Source organism: Deinococcus sedimenti (assembly GCF_014648135.1).
Classification (GTDB): domain Bacteria; phylum Deinococcota; class Deinococci; order Deinococcales; family Deinococcaceae; genus Deinococcus; species Deinococcus sedimenti.
Genome location: NZ_BMQN01000001.1, coordinates 1,037,356 through 1,054,051 on the forward strand (window position 1 = coordinate 1,037,356; position 16,696 = coordinate 1,054,051).

Below are 16,696 nucleotides of genomic sequence, written 5' to 3' on the forward strand. Positions count from 1 at the left end.
TTCTTTCCCTGAGCCCCACGTGGTGGGGTGGGACCTGCGCTTCACGCGCGACTGGAGATGATTTGACACAGCCTCAACAGGACAGCGGCCTCCCCGTTCCCGGCGCGTTCAGCGCGACCGTCACCCTGGAGAACCAGCGCGAGGCGTATGCGCTGCTCGGGGCTGGAGACGCGAACCTGCGCCGCATGCGTGAACTCACGAAGGCGAAACTCGTGGCGCGCGGCGAGACCATCACGATCACCGGCGACGAGGAGCAGGTCCGCAGCGCCGAACGCATGGTGCGCGACGCCCTGGACGTCGTGCGCGGCGGCGGTGAACTGACCCCGGACAGCCTGCTGCGCTCCGCGCGCCTGAGCGGCGAGGGCCGCAGCCTCGCGGCAGAGACGCAGGTGACCGGCCTGAGCCTCCCGCGCGGCCTGAAACCCAAGACGCCCGGCCAGAAACAGTACCTGGACAGCATCGATAAAAGTGACATCACGTTCGGGATCGGCCCGGCCGGGACCGGCAAGACGTACATGGCGGTCGCCATGGCCGTGCAGGCCCTGAAGGCGAAGAAGGTCAAGCGCATCATCCTGACCCGCCCTGCCGTGGAGGCCGGGGAGCGCCTTGGCTTCCTGCCGGGCGACCTGCAGGCAAAGATTGACCCGTACCTGCGCCCGCTGTACGACGCGCTGCAGGACATGCTCGATCAGGAGAAGTTCGAGTCGTACCTGACGAGCGGCGTGATCGAGATCGCCCCGCTGGCCTTCATGCGCGGCCGCACGCTGAACGACGCGTTCATCATCCTGGACGAGGCGCAGAACACCACGGGCGAGCAGATGAAGATGTTCCTGACCCGCATGGGCTTTTCATCCAAGGTCGTCGTGACCGGCGACGTCACGCAGATCGACCTGCCCCGCCACGTCACGAGCGGACTGGCGGTCGCCAAGCGCGTGCTGGGCAGCATCGACGGCATCGCGTGGCACGAGTTCACGGACGCCGACGTGGTCCGCCACCCCCTGGTGGGCCGCATCATCAAGGCGTACGAGACCGCCGAGAACGCCGAGCAGGACAAGCGCGCCGCGCGCCGCGGCGAATTCGCCAGCATCCCCGAAGGCGAAGGGGACGCAGCGGCAGCAAGTGAACGGTAGCTAGCAGATCGTTGAAGGAGGAGCCCGGCGCGCAGGTTCGCCGGGCTTTTTCCATCCACCATCACCCATCCTCTATCCTCTACGGAGTGATTGATCTGATTGTCCGCAAGACGCCCCCTGCCGGTCTGCGCCCCGCGCTGCGCGGCAGCCTGGAGGCCGTTATGGCGCACTTCGGCGTGCAGGAGCGCGAGGTGACGGTCGTACTCGTCGGAGACCGCACCATCCGTGCCCTGAAGCGCGAGCACTGGGGCGAGGACGCCGTCACGGACGTCCTGAGTTTCCCCACCTGGGAACCCGGCGATCCGTTCATCCCGCCGCACCTGGGGGACATCGTGATCAGTCTGGACACGGCCGCGCGGCAGGCCGAGGCGCGCGGGCACAGCCTGACGCGGGAGGTGGCGCTGCTCGCCAGTCACGGGGTGACGCACCTGGTCGGGCATGACCACCCGCACGCCGAGGGCCTGGGCTTCGAGGAGGGCGCGACCGGACCGGAATGGGCCGTGTTCCACGGCGCCTGGGACGCGGCCCGCGCGGCCCTGCCCGACGGGGCCTGAGCGGACGCCCGGTGCGCAGTGACGGGTCGGCCTGGAACGCGCGCCGCTGGTGGCGCTCGGCGGGCTACGCGTGGGCGGGTATCCGGCACGCCTACCGCACGCAGGCGAACTTCCGCATCGAGTGCTGGGCGGCCCTGCTGGCCCTGGGAGCGGCTGGCATCCTGCGCGCCCCGCTGGCGCCCGTCGCGCTGGCGTGCGCGCTGGTGCTGAGCCTGGAACTCGTGAACACCGCGCTGGAAGCCGCCGTGGACCTCGTCAGCCCCGAACGGCACCCGCTTGCGAAGGTCGCCAAGGACGCCGCGGCCGCCGCCGTGCTGATCGCGTCCGCCGGGGCGCTGCTCGTCGCGGCAGGCACGCTGCTGCCCGCGCTGCTGGAGTTCCTGAGCGGCACTTGAGGGGTTCCGTGCAGTCGGCGCCGGAGTGATGTGCCAGCATGCGCGCGTGCCTTCGCCTGCCGACCTCTCCCCCGCTGCCGTGACCCTGCGGGGCCGACGCCCGCGCGACCTGCCGGTCCTGACCCGCTGGCTGACCGACCCAGACGCCGAGTGGCGGCAGTGGGACGCGCCGTACCTGCCCACCTGGGATACGACAGTGAACCTGCAGCGGTACGCGCAGTCGCTGTCCACGCGGCCGCCCAGCCCGAACGAGCGGGTGGTGGTGGCCGGCGGCGTGGTGGTGGGCATGGTGAACCGCGCCGAGGAGGACCCGGCGGGAAGCGGCTGGTGGGATCTGGGCATCCTGATCTACGACCCGGCGCTCTGGGGGCGGGGGCTGGGGTCGCGGGCACTGGGCCTGTGGGTGCAGGCGACCCTGGACGAGACGGACGCGCACGTCCTGACGTTCAGCACCTGGGGCGGAAACGAGCGGATGATCCGGGCGGCAGTGCGGCTGGGCTTCCGGGAGGCAGGCCGGGTGCGGGAGGCGCGGGAAGTGAACGGTCAGCGGTTCGATGCGGTGCGGCTGGACCTCCTGCGCCGCGAGTGGCCGGGTCTGGACGGGGGGGCGTGACGTGCCGCGCGAGCGAGAGACGCCGGTCAATCCGCCAGGGTTCCTGGCGACGCAGGACCTGAAGGACCGCGGCTGGACGCCAGCCCTGATCCGCCGCTTTCTGGGTGAGCATGACCGCACCCGCCCGAATGGCCTGCGGATGGGTCGCCGCCGCCTGCCCCCAGTGAAGCTGTACGAAGAGGCGCGCGTACTGGACGTGGAGCGGGAGGATTCGTTCCTGGCGGCGCAGGCGCGGGCGGCCGACGCGCGTGAGCGGGCCGAGCGGACCCGCGCGCTACGACAGGCTGCCCGGCTGGAGGCGCTGGAGCGCGCCGCGGCGGAGTACGTGCCGGTGATTCACCCGGAACCGCTGCGGAAGGGCGCGGTACGCAAGGCCCGCGAACCCTACCAGGGCGCGCTGGACGCGCGACTGGACGCCCTGCGCCGCGAGATTCCGAAGCTCACGGCACGCGAGGAGGAGGTCCTGAGCGGGCTCCTGCGGACGCAGCTGGACCGCGCCCTGCACGCCGCCTACCCCTGGTACCCGTCCCCGGATGCCACGCCGGGCCCGGTCCGCACCGGCGGGAACGCGCAGGCGAGCGACTGGCGTGCCTGGGACTGGGACTGAGACCCGCCAGCCGGGTCAGGCCGGGCGAACCCGCTCCCTCCCGGCCAACAGGGGCCGAACACCGCTTCACGTGGACGGTTACAGGACGTCGTCGGCGCTGCCGCGTTTGCGGAGGTTGTTCTGCGTCTTGCGCCAGCGCAGCGCCTTGACGATGGCGGGCGCGGCCGGGTTCAGGTTCAGGTCGTAGGCGGGGTACCAGACGCGCTGCTCACTGAATTTCAGTTTCATCTTGAACACGCCGTAGGAGTGTTTGCTCTCGTCGAGCACGCGGGGAATGCCCCAGAAGTCGAACAGTTCGTACCCGCGCTGTTTCGCGTCCAGCATGGCGTTCCAGTAGAACGCGTCGGGCGCCTTGGCGTCTTTCAGGGGGCTGCCGTCCTCGTTCGTGCGGTCGTCTCGGACGCTGCCGCCGAACAGGTAGTACGTGCCCTTGCCCATGGCCAGGAAGAACCCTCCGGCCAGCGCGCGGCCCTGGTAGCGCGACAGGACGATGTACGCCTCCCCGCCGTGGGCGTTCCCCTCGCGGAGCATGGTCTCGTAGTAGGCGCGGGGGAACGCGCCGAGCTGGGCGCGTTCGTTGGTGGCGGTGAAGATCTCCCAGAACGCGTCGAAGTCGTCGTCCCGTCCGGCGGTCACGCCGAGTTTCTGCGCGGTGCGGACGTTGCGGCGGGCCATGGAGTGCAGCCCGGCGAACAGCTCGTCCTCGCTGCGGGTCAGGTCCGCGACGATGGTGTGCTCGGGCTGCTCGGGGTCCGCGCGGCGGAACGGCCCGTACCCGTCGGGCAACGTGACGTTGTCCGCCGCCAGGAACGGCACCGGAGGCTCGATCTTCAGCAGGGCGTCGGTGGGCCGCGCGATGCGTTTCACAGCGTCCGCCACGTCCGGCAGCAGGTCCAGGCTCTCCAGGGCGGGGCCGCGCGGCGCGTACAGGGTACTGAAGCCCGGCACGAGCCGCTTGCGGATCAGTTGCAGCGCGCCGACCGTACGGCCGTCCTGTTGGATCAGATAGCGGGCGGGCGTCTGTCCGAGCTGCCGTCTGGCCTCGCCGTACCCCCAGCCCTGCAGGGCACTGGTGATGGGCAGGTTCCGCACGGCGTCGTCGTAGACGCGCGGGTCGGTGGTTTCCACGAGGTTCAGGCGCACGCGGGGGATTGTAGCAGCCTGCCTGCACGCCTCATCGCCGTATCACGGTGCGGGGAGGGGCAGAACGCTAGAGTAGCGGGGTGAAACAATTCCTGTTGACCGCCCTGCTGCTGTCGGGGGTCGCCCTGGCACAGACCGACACGACGGCCCCCGCGGCCCCTGCACCGGCCCCCATCGCTGCACCTGCGCAGGACCCCACGGTCGTCGTGGCCCGCGTGGGCACCATGACCTACACCCTCGCCGACTACGAGAAGGCGTTCCGCTTCGCGATCGCGCGAGTCCTGAACGGTCAGGGCATCGGGTACGGCGAGGAGTACCTGACGGAGTTCGCCAGCGCCCGCCCGGACTTCCTCAAGCAGTTCGTGCGGGACCGCGCCCTGGATCAGCTGGCCCGCGCCAGCGGTCAGGTGGACGCCGCCCTGATCGACACGCAGATGCAGGAGGCCCGCGCGGACTTCGAGACGGACGCCGAATTCCTTGACGCGCTGAGGGCCACCGGGTACACCAGCGCGGATGAACTCCGGGCGGAACTGGAGCGCCGCGCGCTGGTCAGCGCGTACCTGGAGAAGGTGCAGGGCCGCTTCACGTTCGGGGACGCGCTGGTTGCCGGGTTCTACAACCTGCACAGGGCCGAATTCCAGCGTGATCCGGAGGCGTGCGTGAAGCACATCCTGGTGCCCACGCAGGCCGAGGCGCAGGCCATCGCCCGGGACCTGGCGGGCGGCGCGGACTTTGCAGCGGTCGCGAAGGCCAAGAGTCAGGACCCGGGCAGCGCCGCGCAGGGCGGTGACCTGGGCTGCTTCGGCCCGGGCGAGATGGTGGCCGCGTTCGACACGGCCAGCTTCAAGGGCCCGGTCAACCAGGTGCAGACCGTGCAGTCGCAGTTCGGCTGGCACCTCGTGCTGGTCACCAAGCGCACCGAAGGCGGCGTGATGCCGCTGACCGAGGCGGCCCCACTGATCCGCCAGAAACTGTCGCAGGACGCCGCGCAGAAGTACCTGGACGCGCAGATCGCCAAGCTGACCACCGAGAGCTTCCCGGAAAAGGTCGCCGTGGTGGCCGCGCCCGCCACGAAGTAACCGCGGTTCTCACAGCAGAATTTATTGAAGGTGCCCTTCACTAGTCCTGAACGAGCGGAGCGAGCACCCGACAACACCAGCGGTTGGAAGTGGAATTGAAGGGCGTGGTGGTGGCCCTTCAATGGAACTGGACACCGCCGTCAGAGGGGCGGAGTGATCGTCTCCGCCCCTCTGAACCGAGCCAAGTGGGTCGCCGTAGAAACCAGCGGCTGGGAGGGGAATGGAGGGGCGTGCCGGTGGCCTCTCCACCCAACTGAACGCCGGTGTGAGACCGGCAGGTCATACAGGAAGGGCCGACCGCAGGACTACAGCGGTCGGCCCTTCGGGGTGGCGTCAGCTCCAGTCGGCGGGGCGGTCGGTCAGACCGAAGTGCCAGGCGATGGCCTGCGCGATCCGCTGCGAGGCCTGCCCGTCGCCGTACGGGTTGCGCGCGGCGCGCATGGTGGCCAGGGTAGCCTCGCGGCCCAGCAGGTCCAGCAGGGTGGCTTCCAGCTGCGCGGGATCGTTCCCGGCGAGCCGAAGCACCCCGGCCTCGACGCCCTCGGGCCGCTCGGTGACGTTGCGCAGCACCGCGACGGGCACGCCGAGCGCCGCGCCCTCCTCCTGCAGGCCGCCGCTGTCCGTGGCGAGCAGGCGCGAGGCGGCCATCAGGGGGGCCATGTCGCTGTAGTCGAGCGGATCGGTCAGTTCGAAGTTCGCCACGCTCTCCAATGCTGGACGCACGGCCTCCTGCACGGCGGGTGAGAGGTGAACCGGGTAGATGAAGTGGTGCTCCGGGTGCGCCTGCGCCACGCGCGCGAGGGCCTGGGCCATCTCGCGCATCATGGGCTGGTTCTCGCGGCGGTGCATGGTGACGGTCACGAGGGGTTGCCCGGCGTCCACGCGGGCCTGCCACGCGGCGCGCAGCGGGACGCGCCCGGCCACCTCGCGCACGGCGTCCACGGCGGTCTGACCGGTCACGACGATGCCGTCCGGGGCCTTGCCCTCGCGCAGCAGGTTCGCCTTGCTGCCTGCCGTGGGCGCGAAATCCAGGGTGCTCAGGACGCCGGTCAGGCGGCGGTTGGCTTCCTCCGGGAAGGGTTCACTCAGGCTGCCGCTGCGCAGGCCCGCCTCGACGTGCCCGACCGGAATGCCCTCGTAGAAGGCGCTGAGGGCCACGCAGAAGCTGGTGCTGGTGTCCCCGTGCACGAGGACCATGTCGGCGCCCATCTCGCGCAGCGTCCGCCCGGCCTGCGGGACGATCCGCGCAGTCAGGTCCGCGAGGGTCTGCCGGTCGGTCATGACGTTCAGATCGCGGTCCGGGGTCAGGCCGAACACGTTCAGCGCGCCGTCCAGCATCTGCCGCTGCTGCCCGGTGGACAGGATCTGGGCGCTCAGGCCGGTCTGGGCCTGCACGGCGCGGTACACGGGGGCCATCTTGGTGGCTTCGGGGCGGGTGCCGAAGGCCAGGACAATGTTCTTCATTCGTCTCCCTGCCCGGTCTGGGCCATTTCGAGGTTGCGGGCGCGCACGCGGCGGTACGCGACGAAGATCAGGCACAGCATGGCGGTCACGATCGTCCCCAGGATCGCCTGGAAGCGCAGGCCCTGGAGGCTCATGCCGACCGCGCCGCAGGCCAGCGCGACCAGCCACAGGATCACGGCGGTGCGGCGGGCGCTGCTGGTGCGCGCCAGGACGCGGTGGTGGATGTGGGTCTTGTCCGGGTGGCGCAGCGGGTTGCGGATACCGCGCGCCAGCCGCCCGATGACGACCTGGGTCGTGTCGAGCAGCGGGAGGGCCAGCACGATCAGCGGCACGATCAGGCTGGCCCCGGCACTGAACTTCAGGGTACCGAGCAGGCTGACGGCCGCCAGGGTGTAGCCGAACAGGGTGCTGCCGGCGTCGCCCATGATGATGCGGCTGGGGTTGAAGTTGTGCCGCAGGTAGCCCAGGGCCGCGCCGGACAGTCCGGCGAGTAGGACGACGGCAGCGGCGCGGTCCGGGAACTGCGCGGCGGTCGCGAGCAGCACGAAACTGGCCACGAAGGCTACGCCCCCCACGACGCCGTCGACACCGTCGAGCAGGTTCACGGCGTTCGTGAGGGCCACGACCCACAGGATGGTGACGACGGTGCTCAGCGGCTGGTTGATCGCGTCGGGCAGCACCGGGATGAAGGGGATGGCGTTCAGATCGATGCGCAGGTCGTTGACGAGGAGCAGGATGGCCGCGAACGTCTGGACGAGCAGGCGCGTGACGGGCGAGAGGCCGTACTGGTCGTCGATGAACCCGACGAGGACCAGCATGGACGCGCCCAGCAGGATGGCCAGCACCTGAATGTTCACGATATCCACCGCGATGGGACGCAGCGCCCACGCGAGGATGATGCTGACGATGAATCCGCCGTAGATGGCCAGCCCCCCGGCGTTCGGGAGGGGTTCCTTGTTCAGGCGGCGTTCGTTGGGCTGATCGGCCCAGCCGACCTGGATGGCGAAGTCACGCAGGCGCGGAATGAAGAACCAGGTGAACACCCCGGCGCTGACGAAGGTGATCAGGACGCTGAGGAAGCCGCTTCCGGTCAGGTCGGCGATGCCCAGCTGGGCGGCAAGTGTGCGGAGTGACTCCATAAACGGCCCAAGTGTACCGGCTGCCACCGCGAGAAGGTTCAGGTGCGCTGAATGCGGTCTCATCCACTGCGGTTCAGGGGCTGACGGCGAGGGTCGTGACGCTCGCCAGGCCGTCCAGCGGTCCGGCGCCCACGTGCAGGGTGCGGCTGTCGGCACTCCACGCCAGGAAGGTCGGGGCGCGGTCCAGCGGGCCACTGCGGGTGCGTTCCTCACCGGTGGCCGCGTCCACCAGGGCCACGACCCAGCCGCCGGGAGACGGCGTGACGACGGCCAGGAGCAGACTGTCGGGACTGAACCGGCTCAGGGGTCCGCCCGGCAGGCTGGCGTACGGCTGCCGCTGGCCGGTGCGGTACAGATCCGTTCGTCCGTCGGGGCGGGCGTAGGCGTGCACGCCCTTTCCGCTGATCTGCACGTCGCGGTAGCGCACGCCCGGCTGGACTGGAAGTGGGAAGGTCTTGCGGTTGGCCAGCAGCTGCACGCGGGGCTCGCCCTGCCGGGGGAACAGGTACGCGCGGGTGGCGTCGGGGGACAGGGTCACGTGGGCGAGGCCGGGGGCCGGGGCTGAGAAGATGACCGTGCCGGATTTCGGCGCGGTGACACTCAGCCCCGACCCGGACCAGGTGACCACGTGGTTGCCCCAGTGGTTCACGCTGAGCTGGGTGGCGCCTGCCTGCGCCGGGAGCGGGCGGCCCGTGCTGCCCCGCAGTTCGGTCAGGCCGCTGGGTGTCAGGCCGTACGCGGACCGCTGCGCGCCGCCCACAGCCAGCCAGCGGCGGGGGTCGGGGGCGTGGGCAGGGTCTGCGGCGGGCACGGTGATCAGGGTGCCGGTGCTGTCCACCGCGCCGCCCTCGACGGCGCCGGGCAGACGCCACAGGGGGCGCGTGGACGTCAGGTCCGCCGGGCGAACGGTCAGGGTGGTCCCGATCAGGGTCAGGACGTCCTCCTGCGGGGAGAGCCGGGCGGGCTGGGCCGACTGCTGGGCGACCGGCCAGCGGCGTTCGCGGTGTCCGGTCTGGATGTCCCGCACCTGGGTCTCGCCAGGGCGCAGCAGCAGGACCGTGTTGTTGCGCAGCGGCAGGGCCGTGTACTGTCCACCCGCTTCCGGGTCTGACGGTCTCAGCACCGTGGTGGACGGGAAGCCGTCGCGCAGGGCCACGAGGGTCGGGCCGAGCTGCGCCGTGGCCGAGCGGCCATCGGCACTGAACGCCACGACTGCCGGTGGGCAGGTGGCGTCGCAGGTGAGGCCGCTGAGCGTGCGGATGGCGGCGGTGACCAGGGTGGCGGTGTCGATCAGCTGCACCCGCGCCCCCCGCACGAGGACAGCCCGGGTGCCCTCCAGGTTCAGGTCCAGGCTGGTCACGGGGGTCGGGTCCAGCGTCACTCGCTCCCCACCGGGCCAAGTGAGGCGCTCGAGGCCGCGGGCAGACGCGAGGAGCAGCGTGCCGTCCGGCAGGAAGCCAAAGCCACTCAGCGTCCCGGCGTCCACCTTGGCCAGCGTGGCGCCGTTCAGATTCACGACCTGAAGGGACTGGCCGGTCTGGACCGCCACCTGGGTCGCGTCGGGACTGACCCGCACCGCCTCGCAGGGGCGGCCCAGCCAGACCGCGCGCCGCTGGCCGCCGCTGATCTGGCTGAGCAGACGTTCGCCCACGCAGGCGTGCACGCCTCCCTGCCGGTCCCAGGTGGCGTCTGACAGACGCGGGTCGCCGGGGAGGACCGGCGTGTCGCGGACCGTGAGGGTCACGGCGCCAGCGCTGCTCAGCAGGCCGGTCAGGAGGGTGGCGGCGAGACGGGCGGAGCGGCTGGGCACGCGCCGGAGTGTAGCGCGGGTGGGCCGGGCGCATCTGGCCCGGCCCACCGCACCTGCCGTCAGGTCAGAACGAGTAGCTCTTGGGCACCACGACCACGCCGTTGTCCGTGACGGTGAAGCCGCGCGCGCGGTCCTCCTCGACGTCCACACCGATCTTCGTGCCGGGCGGAATGATCACGTTCTTGTCGACGATGCAGTTGCGGATGTGGGCGTGGCGGCCGACCTCGACGTCGTCGAACAGCACGCAGCTTTCCACCAGGGAGTACGAGTGGGTGCGGACGCCGCGGCCCAGCAGGCTGTCGCGGACGGTGCCGCCGCTGATGATGGCGCCCCCGGCCATGATGGAGTTGAACGCCTGCCCCTTGCGGCCGTCGCTCTCGTGGACGAACTTGGCGGGCGGGGAGAACTCGCTGCTGGTGCGCAGCGGCCACAACTCGTTGTAGATGTCGAACTCGGGGTTGACGCTCACGAGGTCCATGCTGGCCTCGAAGTAGGCGTCGAGCGTCCCGACGTCGCGCCAGTAGGTGTTCGGGGCGGTCTGGCCGGGGATGGGGTTCCGGTGGAAGTCGTACGCCATGACGTTGTACCCGTCGCTCAGGGCGCGGGGGATGACGTCCCCGCCGAAGTCGAAGCCGATCTCGCCGCCGCCCATGTTCGTCTCGAGCAGTTCCTCCAGCGCGCGGCGGGAGAAGATGTAGTTCCCCATGCTGGTCAGGCTCACGCCCTCCTGGCCGGGGATGCTGGGTGGGTTCTTGGGTTTTTCCAGGAAGTCCGTGACGCGCCAGTTGTGGTCGACGTGCATCACGCCGAACTGGTGCGCCTGCGCCTGCGGCATCGGGTACGCGGCGATGGTCACGTCCGCGCGGGTCTCGATGTGCTTCTGCAGCATGTGCTCGACGTTCATCTTGTAGATGTGGTCGCCGCTGAAGATCGCGACGTAGTCCGCCTCGTAGTTGTCGATGAGGTGCATGTTCTGGTACACGGCGTCGGCGGTGCCGCGGTACCAGACGGGTCCGAGTTCCTCGATGCGGTACATCTGCGCGGGCACCAGCGTGATGAAGTAGTCGCTGAGGAACGTCCCGAAGCGCCAGCCGCGCTGAATGTGCTCGGTGAGGCTCTGCGCCTTGTACTGCGTGAGGACGTAGATGGAGAACACGCCGCTGTTGATGAAGTTGTTGATGGCGAAGTCGATGATGCGGTACTTGCTGCCGAACGGCACGGCCGGTTTGCTGCGCTTCTGCGTCAGCGGGGCCAGGCGACTGCCCTGCCCGCCCGCGAGGATCATTCCCAGAACGCGTGGTTTCATGTGTGCTCCCTCCAGTGAACCGGTGGACGTGGGCCGAGGCTTCGTGTGCTGACATTCACAATACCGTTCCCGCCGGGCGGGGTTCGCCGGGGCGGACTGCACAGCCGGGCGCCCAGATGCCGGGGCGGCGTCACCCTAGCGGGCCAGTGCAGCGCCGAGGTGCCGACGGGCTTCATCTGAACTTAAGAGGGGAGCGCCCAGTTGCGTGCGGGTGAAGGTCAGCTGCCTCCTGGCATACTGCCGGGTGGCGAGCGTGATCTGCGCGGCGGCCTGCGGGACGCTCAGGGTGCCCCGGGCCACGGCCAGCGCCTCCCGGTAGCCGAGGGCCTGCCACACGGTGGGGCGCGGCGGGCCTTCCGGGTCGACCTGCCCGGCCAGCCACGCGGCCTCGTCGGCCCAGCCGGCCTGGAACATGGCCAGCACGCGGCCGTGCATGCGGGCTTCCAGGTCGTCGGGTGGGCGGGTGAAGGCGATGGGCTGGTACCGGAAGGCCGGTTCGCTGCGGCCGAACGCGCCGGGGTACCGGCCGGTGCGGCGGTGGACCTCCACAGCGCGGACCACGCGGCGCGGGTTGCGCTCCATGCGGGCCGCCTCGGCGGGATCGGCCGCAGCGATGTCGGCCAGCAGGGCGTCCAGGCCGCGCGCCGCCAAGTCGTGCTCGACCTGCGCGCGCACCTGGGGGTCGCTGGGCGGGGTCAGGGGCAGGCCGCGCATGAGGCCCTGCAGGTAGAAGCCGGTGCCGCCCACGACGACCGGCACCCGGCCCCGCGCCAGCACGTCCCGGATGGCAGTCTCGGCCAGTGAGACGAAGCGCGCCACGTCGAACGACTCGTGCACGTCCGCCACGTCGATCAGGTGGTGCGGCACGCTGGCCCGGTCGGCGGGGCCGGGCTTGGCCGTGCCGATGTCCAGTCCGCGGTACACGGTGAAGGCGTCCGCGCTGACGATCTCCGCCCCGACTTCCTGGGCGGCGGCCAGCACCAGGGCGGATTTCCCGGCAGCGGTCGGCGCGGTCAGGATCGGGATAACGGGAGGGAGCGGGTCGGACGGCACGGGGCCGATCATAGCGGGATGGCTATCCGGGGCCGGTGTGTCTCCGGGGGTAGAGTTGACGCACAGTGTCGCGCGGGCCCTGGGTGTTAGCCTGAGCCGCATGAATGAGCCGGTGCTGGCCCGACTGCAACACCTCATGACGCTGCGCGAGGAGGTCGAGACCCTCGCGGGCCTGGGCCCCTGGACGCCCGCCGCGGACTGGTGCGACGGGGACACCCATCTGGAACTGCACCTCGACGTGCCCGGCGTGCAGCCGGACACGCTGGAACTGCTCGAGGACGGCGACCTCGTGACGGTCGCGGGCCAGCGGGCGGAAACGGCGCGGCTGCTGCGGCACGAGCGGCCCAGCGGGACGTTCCGCCGCACGTTCACGTTTCCCGAGCCGGTCCTGCCGAACACCGGGCAGGCCAGCCTGAACGGCGGGGTGCTGACCGTGAAGTTCGAGAAGCGTCACCCGACCATCAACGTGCAGGTGAACGGGCCGGAATGACGCCCGGCGCGCCGTGACCCGCGGCGCTTGGTGCCCCCGGCGGGAATGCGCGGCGGGGGCATCGCTTATCCTGCGGGTATGGGTTTCGTTCTTCGGCTGCTGGTCAGTGCTCTGGCCCTGTACCTCCTGACCCGCGTGTACGGCGGGGTGAGTTTCGCGCCGGGCGCGGACGTGCTGAGCGTCGTCATCGCGGCCCTGGTGATGGGGATCGTGAACGCACTGGTCCGGCCGGTGCTGCTGCTGCTGTCCCTGCCGGTGAACGTGCTGACGCTGGGGCTGTTCACACTGGTCGTGAACGGCGTGGTGCTGTGGCTGGTGGCGGCCGTGACCGCACTGGACGTGTCGGGGTTCGGGGCGGCGATCATCGGCGCGGTGGTCCTGGCCGTGATCTCATGGGTGCTGGACGCCGTGGTGGGCGCGCTGGGTCTGGAGGACCGCAAGTGACGGTGGTGCTGCCGCAGGTGCTGTCGTCGCCCGAGACGCTGCGGGCGCGTCTGGCGGGGCGGCGGGTGACGTTCGTGCCCACCATGGGGTACCTGCATGAGGGTCACGCGACCCTGATCCGCGCGGCGCGCGAGGCGGCCGGGGACGGCCTGGTGGTGGTCAGCGTGTTCGTGAATCCCCTGCAGTTCGGTCCGAACGAGGACCTGAGCCGCTATCCGCGTGACCTGGACCGGGATCTGCGCGTGGCGGGCGAGGCGGGCGCGGACGTGGTCTTTCACCCTGACGTGGACACGATGTACCCGGCCGGGTTCAGTACCCGCGTTACGGTGGATGGCGTCAGCGAGGGCCTGGACGGCGCGGCCCGTCCCGGGCATTTCACGGGTGTGGCGACGGTCGTGCTGAAACTGTTGAACCTCGTGCGGCCCGACGCAGCGCTGTTCGGGGAGAAGGACTGGCAGCAGCTGGCCGTGATCCGCCGCATGGTCCGCGACCTGAACGTGGGCGTCGAGATCCGCGGGGTGCCCACGGTCCGCGCGGCGTCCGGTCTGGCCCTGAGCAGCCGCAACAGTTACCTGACGGGCGGGCAGCTGGAGCGCGCGGCGGTGCTGTCCCGCGCGCTGCGGGCCGTGCAGGCAGCGTTCGCGGTGGGCGAGCGGTCCACGGGTGCCCTGGAGGCAGCCGGGCGGGAGGTGCTGGCGCAGGAGCCGGACCTGAGCCTGGACTACCTGACGGTCGTGGATGGTGACATGCGGGCGCGGGAAATGGTGGACAATGACCCCATGAACCGCGTCTTGGTGGCGGCCCGGCTGTTCGGGGTGCGTCTGATCGACAACATGGCCCTCATCCATCCGGAGGCCCGATGACCCTTGACGAACTGCTGCGCGAGATGGTGGGCCGCCGCGCCAGCGACGTTCACCTGCAGGCTGGCAGCCCCCCGATGGGCCGCATCGACGGGCATCTCGTGCCGTTCGGGACGCAGCCGCTGATGCCGCCCGACACGATGCTGCTGGCGCAGTCGCTGATGAACGCCGACCAGTGGGACGACTTCACGTACCGCAACGAACTGGACCTCGCGTACAGCGTGTCCGGCCTGGGCCGGTTCCGCTGCAACGTGTTCCGGCAGCGCGGCGCAGTCGGGATGGTCATGCGCATCGTGTCCGACACGATTCCTGGCTTCGAGGCGCTGGGCCTGCCTGCCGACGTCATGCGGGGGCTGGCGGACCATCCGCGCGGCCTGATTCTGGTGACGGGTCCCACGGGCTCCGGGAAGAGCACCACGCTCGCCAGCCTGATCGACCACATCAACCGCGCGTACGCGTACAACATCATCACCATCGAGGACCCGATCGAGATCCTGCACAAGAACAAGAAGAGCATCGTCGTGCAGCGCGAGGTCGGATCGGACACGCGGGACTTCCGGATCGCCCTGAAGTACGCCATGCGCCAGGATCCGGACGTGATCATGATTGGCGAGATGCGCGACAAGGAGACCGTCGAGGCCGCCCTGAGCGCCGCGCAGACCGGTCACCTGGTGGTCAGTACGTTGCACACGCAGGACGCGGTGCGCAGCGTGAACCGCATCATCGACTTTTTCCCGCCCTTCGAGCGCGAGCAGGTGCGCCTGCAACTGGCCGAATCCCTCGTCGGGATCGTCAGCCAGCGCCTGCTGCGCCGCGCCGACGGCGTGGGGCGCGTCCTGGCGCTGGAGGTGCTGCAGAACACGCCGCTGATCCAGGAGTACATCAAGGACGAGGACAAGACCCCGCTGATCAAGGACGCGCTGATCGAGGACAACATCCGCGGGATGCACACCTTCGATCAGCACCTGGTGCAGCTGTACCGCAACACGCTGATCACCATGGAGGAGGCGCTGAGTGCGGCGACCAGTCCACACGAACTGAAACTGATGGTGACCCGGAGCGGCATCAGCTTCTGACCACCCGCAGGCCCCCTCCGTGAGGGGGTCTTTCGTTGTCTGGGTGGGCGTGCGTGGAGGTTCGGGAGCGTGGTATGCTGCGCGGGTCAGCGCGGCATCAACGGACACCTGGGCTTCATTCACGTACCCCGGTTACCCGACCCGCCCACACCGTCCGGTGAGGGGCCCATTCGCGGGTAAGAGCAGGGGCGATAAAGGTAGGCACGTCATGGCAGAAGTGATTCTGGAGCACATCAACAAGCGGTACGGCACGAAGCACCACGCGGTGAAGGACTTCAACCTGCACATCCAGGACCGCGAATTCATGGTGTTCGTCGGGCCGTCCGGCTGCGGGAAGTCCACGACGCTGCGTATGATCGCGGGTCTGGAGGACATCAGCGACGGCATCCTGAAGATCGGGGACCGCGTCGTGAACGACGTGCCGCCCAAGGACCGCGACATCGCGATGGTCTTCCAGAACTACGCGCTGTACCCGCACATGAACGTGTACGAGAACATGGCCTTCGGCCTGAAGCTCCGCAAGACCCCCAAGGAGGAGATCGACAAGCGCGTGCGTGACGCCGCGAAGATCCTCCAGATCGAGCACCTGCTGGGCCGCAAGCCCAAGGAACTGTCCGGCGGTCAGCGTCAGCGCGTCGCGATGGGCCGCGCGATCGTCCGCGAGCCGAAGGTGTTCCTCATGGACGAGCCGCTCTCGAACCTGGACGCCAAGCTGCGCGTCGAGATGCGCTCGCAGATCAGCCAGCTGCACCGCCGCCTGGGCGCGACCATCGTGTACGTGACCCACGACCAGGTGGAGGCCATGACGCTGGGCAACCGGATCGTCGTCATGCGCGACGGCGTGATCATGCAGGTGGACACCCCCATGAACCTGTACGACTTCCCGCAGAACAAGTTCGTGGCGGGCTTCATCGGCAGCCCCAGCATGAACTTCCTGACGGGCCGCGTGCAGAACGGCGAATTCATGGTCGGTGAGAACCGCGTGTCCCCCATGGGCCGCCTCGCGCAGAGCCTCAAGGCCTACGAGGGCAAGGACGTCCTGATGGGCATCCGTCCCGAGCACCTGGGTATGGTCGGCATGACCGATATTCCCCGTGGTTCGAACGTCCTGCGCGGACAGGTCGTCGTGGTGGAACCCCTGGGTGCCCAGACGGACCTGATCATCGACGTGGCCGGGCAGCACATCACCGCGAAGGTCGAGGGTCAGGCGAATGTCCTGCCGGGCGACAGCGTGGACCTGCTGGTCGATCAGACCCGCCTGCACGCCTTCGATCCCAGCAGCGAGGCCGCCGTGGACCGCGGCACGCCCTCCGGTACGCGCGGTCAGGCCGATACCCCCGGCCTGGGCTACGAGTACGCTGCGGCCGCCACGACCTACTGACGGCAGAATTCAGCGGTCGTGAGGGGTTCCCTCACGACCGCTGAATCGGGTGGAGCGAGTCTCTGAAAAAGGCGCGGCTGGAAGTGAAGTTGAGGGTCATGTTGTCGGCCACTCAACGGAACTGGATACCGCTGTGAATCCAGGTGTCCCTC

Annotated in this window: 17 protein-coding genes; 11 read left to right on the plus strand and 6 right to left on the minus strand. The window is 69.7% G+C overall.

What is annotated here, in order from left to right:
- The first annotated feature begins 62 nt into the window (after nucleotides 1-62).
- The 5 genes from IEY69_RS05205 (at nucleotide 63) to IEY69_RS05225 (ending at nucleotide 3,299) form a co-directional block, all read left to right on the plus strand.
- Entirely contained in the window at nucleotides 63-1,130 is a 1,068-nt protein-coding gene (locus tag IEY69_RS05205) for a PhoH family protein (protein WP_229783638.1), read from the plus strand.
- Between the two features lie 86 nt (nucleotides 1,131-1,216).
- The gene (ybeY, locus tag IEY69_RS05210; protein ID WP_189072027.1) at nucleotides 1,217-1,684 is read left to right on the plus strand and encodes an rRNA maturation RNase YbeY; all 468 of its coding nucleotides are present in this window, start codon (nucleotides 1,217-1,219) and stop codon (nucleotides 1,682-1,684) included.
- Nucleotides 1,685-1,695: 11 nt separating this feature from the next.
- A complete protein-coding gene (locus IEY69_RS05215) occupies nucleotides 1,696-2,079 on the plus strand; it encodes a diacylglycerol kinase (protein WP_189072028.1) in 384 nt (127 codons plus the stop codon).
- 46 nt (nucleotides 2,080-2,125) lie between these two features.
- Nucleotides 2,126-2,692 (plus strand): GNAT family N-acetyltransferase, encoded by a 567-nt coding sequence (locus IEY69_RS05220; protein ID WP_229783640.1) that lies wholly within the window; start codon nucleotides 2,126-2,128, stop codon nucleotides 2,690-2,692.
- Nucleotide 2,693: 1 nt separating this feature from the next.
- A complete protein-coding gene (locus tag IEY69_RS05225; protein WP_189072030.1) occupies nucleotides 2,694-3,299 on the plus strand; it encodes a hypothetical protein in 606 nt (201 codons plus the stop codon).
- Nucleotides 3,300-3,377: 78 nt separating this feature from the next.
- Here the strand turns inward: IEY69_RS05225 and IEY69_RS05230 are convergent, their stop codons facing one another.
- The gene (locus IEY69_RS05230) at nucleotides 3,378-4,442 is read right to left on the minus strand and encodes a lipid II:glycine glycyltransferase FemX (RefSeq protein ID WP_189072031.1); all 1,065 of its coding nucleotides are present in this window, start codon (nucleotides 4,440-4,442) and stop codon (nucleotides 3,378-3,380) included.
- An 80-nt stretch (nucleotides 4,443-4,522) separates the two neighbouring features.
- Between IEY69_RS05230 and IEY69_RS05235 the strand changes: the two genes are divergently transcribed.
- Nucleotides 4,523-5,521 carry a peptidylprolyl isomerase gene (locus IEY69_RS05235; protein ID WP_189072032.1) on the plus strand — a complete coding sequence of 333 codons (999 nt, stop codon included), beginning with the start codon at nucleotides 4,523-4,525 and terminating at the stop codon, nucleotides 5,519-5,521.
- 333 nt (nucleotides 5,522-5,854) lie between these two features.
- Here the strand turns inward: IEY69_RS05235 and wecB are convergent, their stop codons facing one another.
- The 5 genes from wecB to miaA all read right to left on the minus strand — a co-directional run bounded on the left by wecB (nucleotide 5,855) and on the right by miaA (nucleotide 12,293).
- Nucleotides 5,855-6,985, minus strand: coding sequence for a non-hydrolyzing UDP-N-acetylglucosamine 2-epimerase (gene wecB, locus IEY69_RS05240; RefSeq protein WP_189072033.1), 1,131 nt, complete (start codon nucleotides 6,983-6,985; stop codon nucleotides 5,855-5,857).
- A complete protein-coding gene (locus tag IEY69_RS05245; protein WP_189072034.1) occupies nucleotides 6,982-8,124 on the minus strand; it encodes an MraY family glycosyltransferase in 1,143 nt (380 codons plus the stop codon). Before IEY69_RS05245 ends, wecB begins: the two co-directional genes overlap by 4 nt.
- 73 nt (nucleotides 8,125-8,197) lie before the next feature.
- A complete protein-coding gene (locus IEY69_RS05250; protein ID WP_189072035.1) occupies nucleotides 8,198-9,934 on the minus strand; it encodes a WD40 repeat domain-containing protein in 1,737 nt (578 codons plus the stop codon).
- 64 nt (nucleotides 9,935-9,998) lie between these two features.
- Nucleotides 9,999-11,240, minus strand: a complete 1,242-nt coding sequence (gene glgC / locus IEY69_RS05255; protein ID WP_189072036.1) for a glucose-1-phosphate adenylyltransferase — start codon at nucleotides 11,238-11,240, stop codon at nucleotides 9,999-10,001.
- Nucleotides 11,241-11,375: 135 nt separating this feature from the next.
- On the minus strand, nucleotides 11,376-12,293 hold the full coding sequence (gene miaA, locus IEY69_RS05260; protein WP_229783642.1) for a tRNA (adenosine(37)-N6)-dimethylallyltransferase MiaA: 918 nt from the start codon (nucleotides 12,291-12,293) through the stop codon (nucleotides 11,376-11,378).
- Between the two features lie 100 nt (nucleotides 12,294-12,393).
- Between miaA and IEY69_RS05265 the strand changes: the two genes are divergently transcribed.
- From IEY69_RS05265 to IEY69_RS05285, 5 genes are all read left to right on the plus strand, one after another.
- Nucleotides 12,394-12,783 carry an Hsp20/alpha crystallin family protein gene (locus tag IEY69_RS05265; protein ID WP_189072038.1) on the plus strand — a complete coding sequence of 130 codons (390 nt, stop codon included), beginning with the start codon at nucleotides 12,394-12,396 and terminating at the stop codon, nucleotides 12,781-12,783.
- Nucleotides 12,784-12,861: 78 nt separating this feature from the next.
- Entirely contained in the window at nucleotides 12,862-13,227 is a 366-nt protein-coding gene (locus IEY69_RS05270; RefSeq protein WP_189072039.1) for a phage holin family protein, read from the plus strand.
- Nucleotides 13,224-14,090, plus strand: a complete 867-nt coding sequence (gene panC / locus IEY69_RS05275; protein WP_373290987.1) for a pantoate--beta-alanine ligase — start codon at nucleotides 13,224-13,226, stop codon at nucleotides 14,088-14,090. The genes IEY69_RS05270 and panC overlap by 4 nt, the downstream gene beginning before the upstream one ends.
- Nucleotides 14,087-15,163 carry a type IV pilus twitching motility protein PilT gene (locus IEY69_RS05280; RefSeq protein ID WP_189072041.1) on the plus strand — a complete coding sequence of 359 codons (1,077 nt, stop codon included), beginning with the start codon at nucleotides 14,087-14,089 and terminating at the stop codon, nucleotides 15,161-15,163. Before panC ends, IEY69_RS05280 begins: the two co-directional genes overlap by 4 nt.
- A 208-nt stretch (nucleotides 15,164-15,371) precedes the next feature.
- Nucleotides 15,372-16,544, plus strand: a complete 1,173-nt coding sequence (locus IEY69_RS05285; RefSeq protein WP_189072042.1) for an ABC transporter ATP-binding protein — start codon at nucleotides 15,372-15,374, stop codon at nucleotides 16,542-16,544.
- Nucleotides 16,545-16,696: the final 152 nt, after the last annotated feature.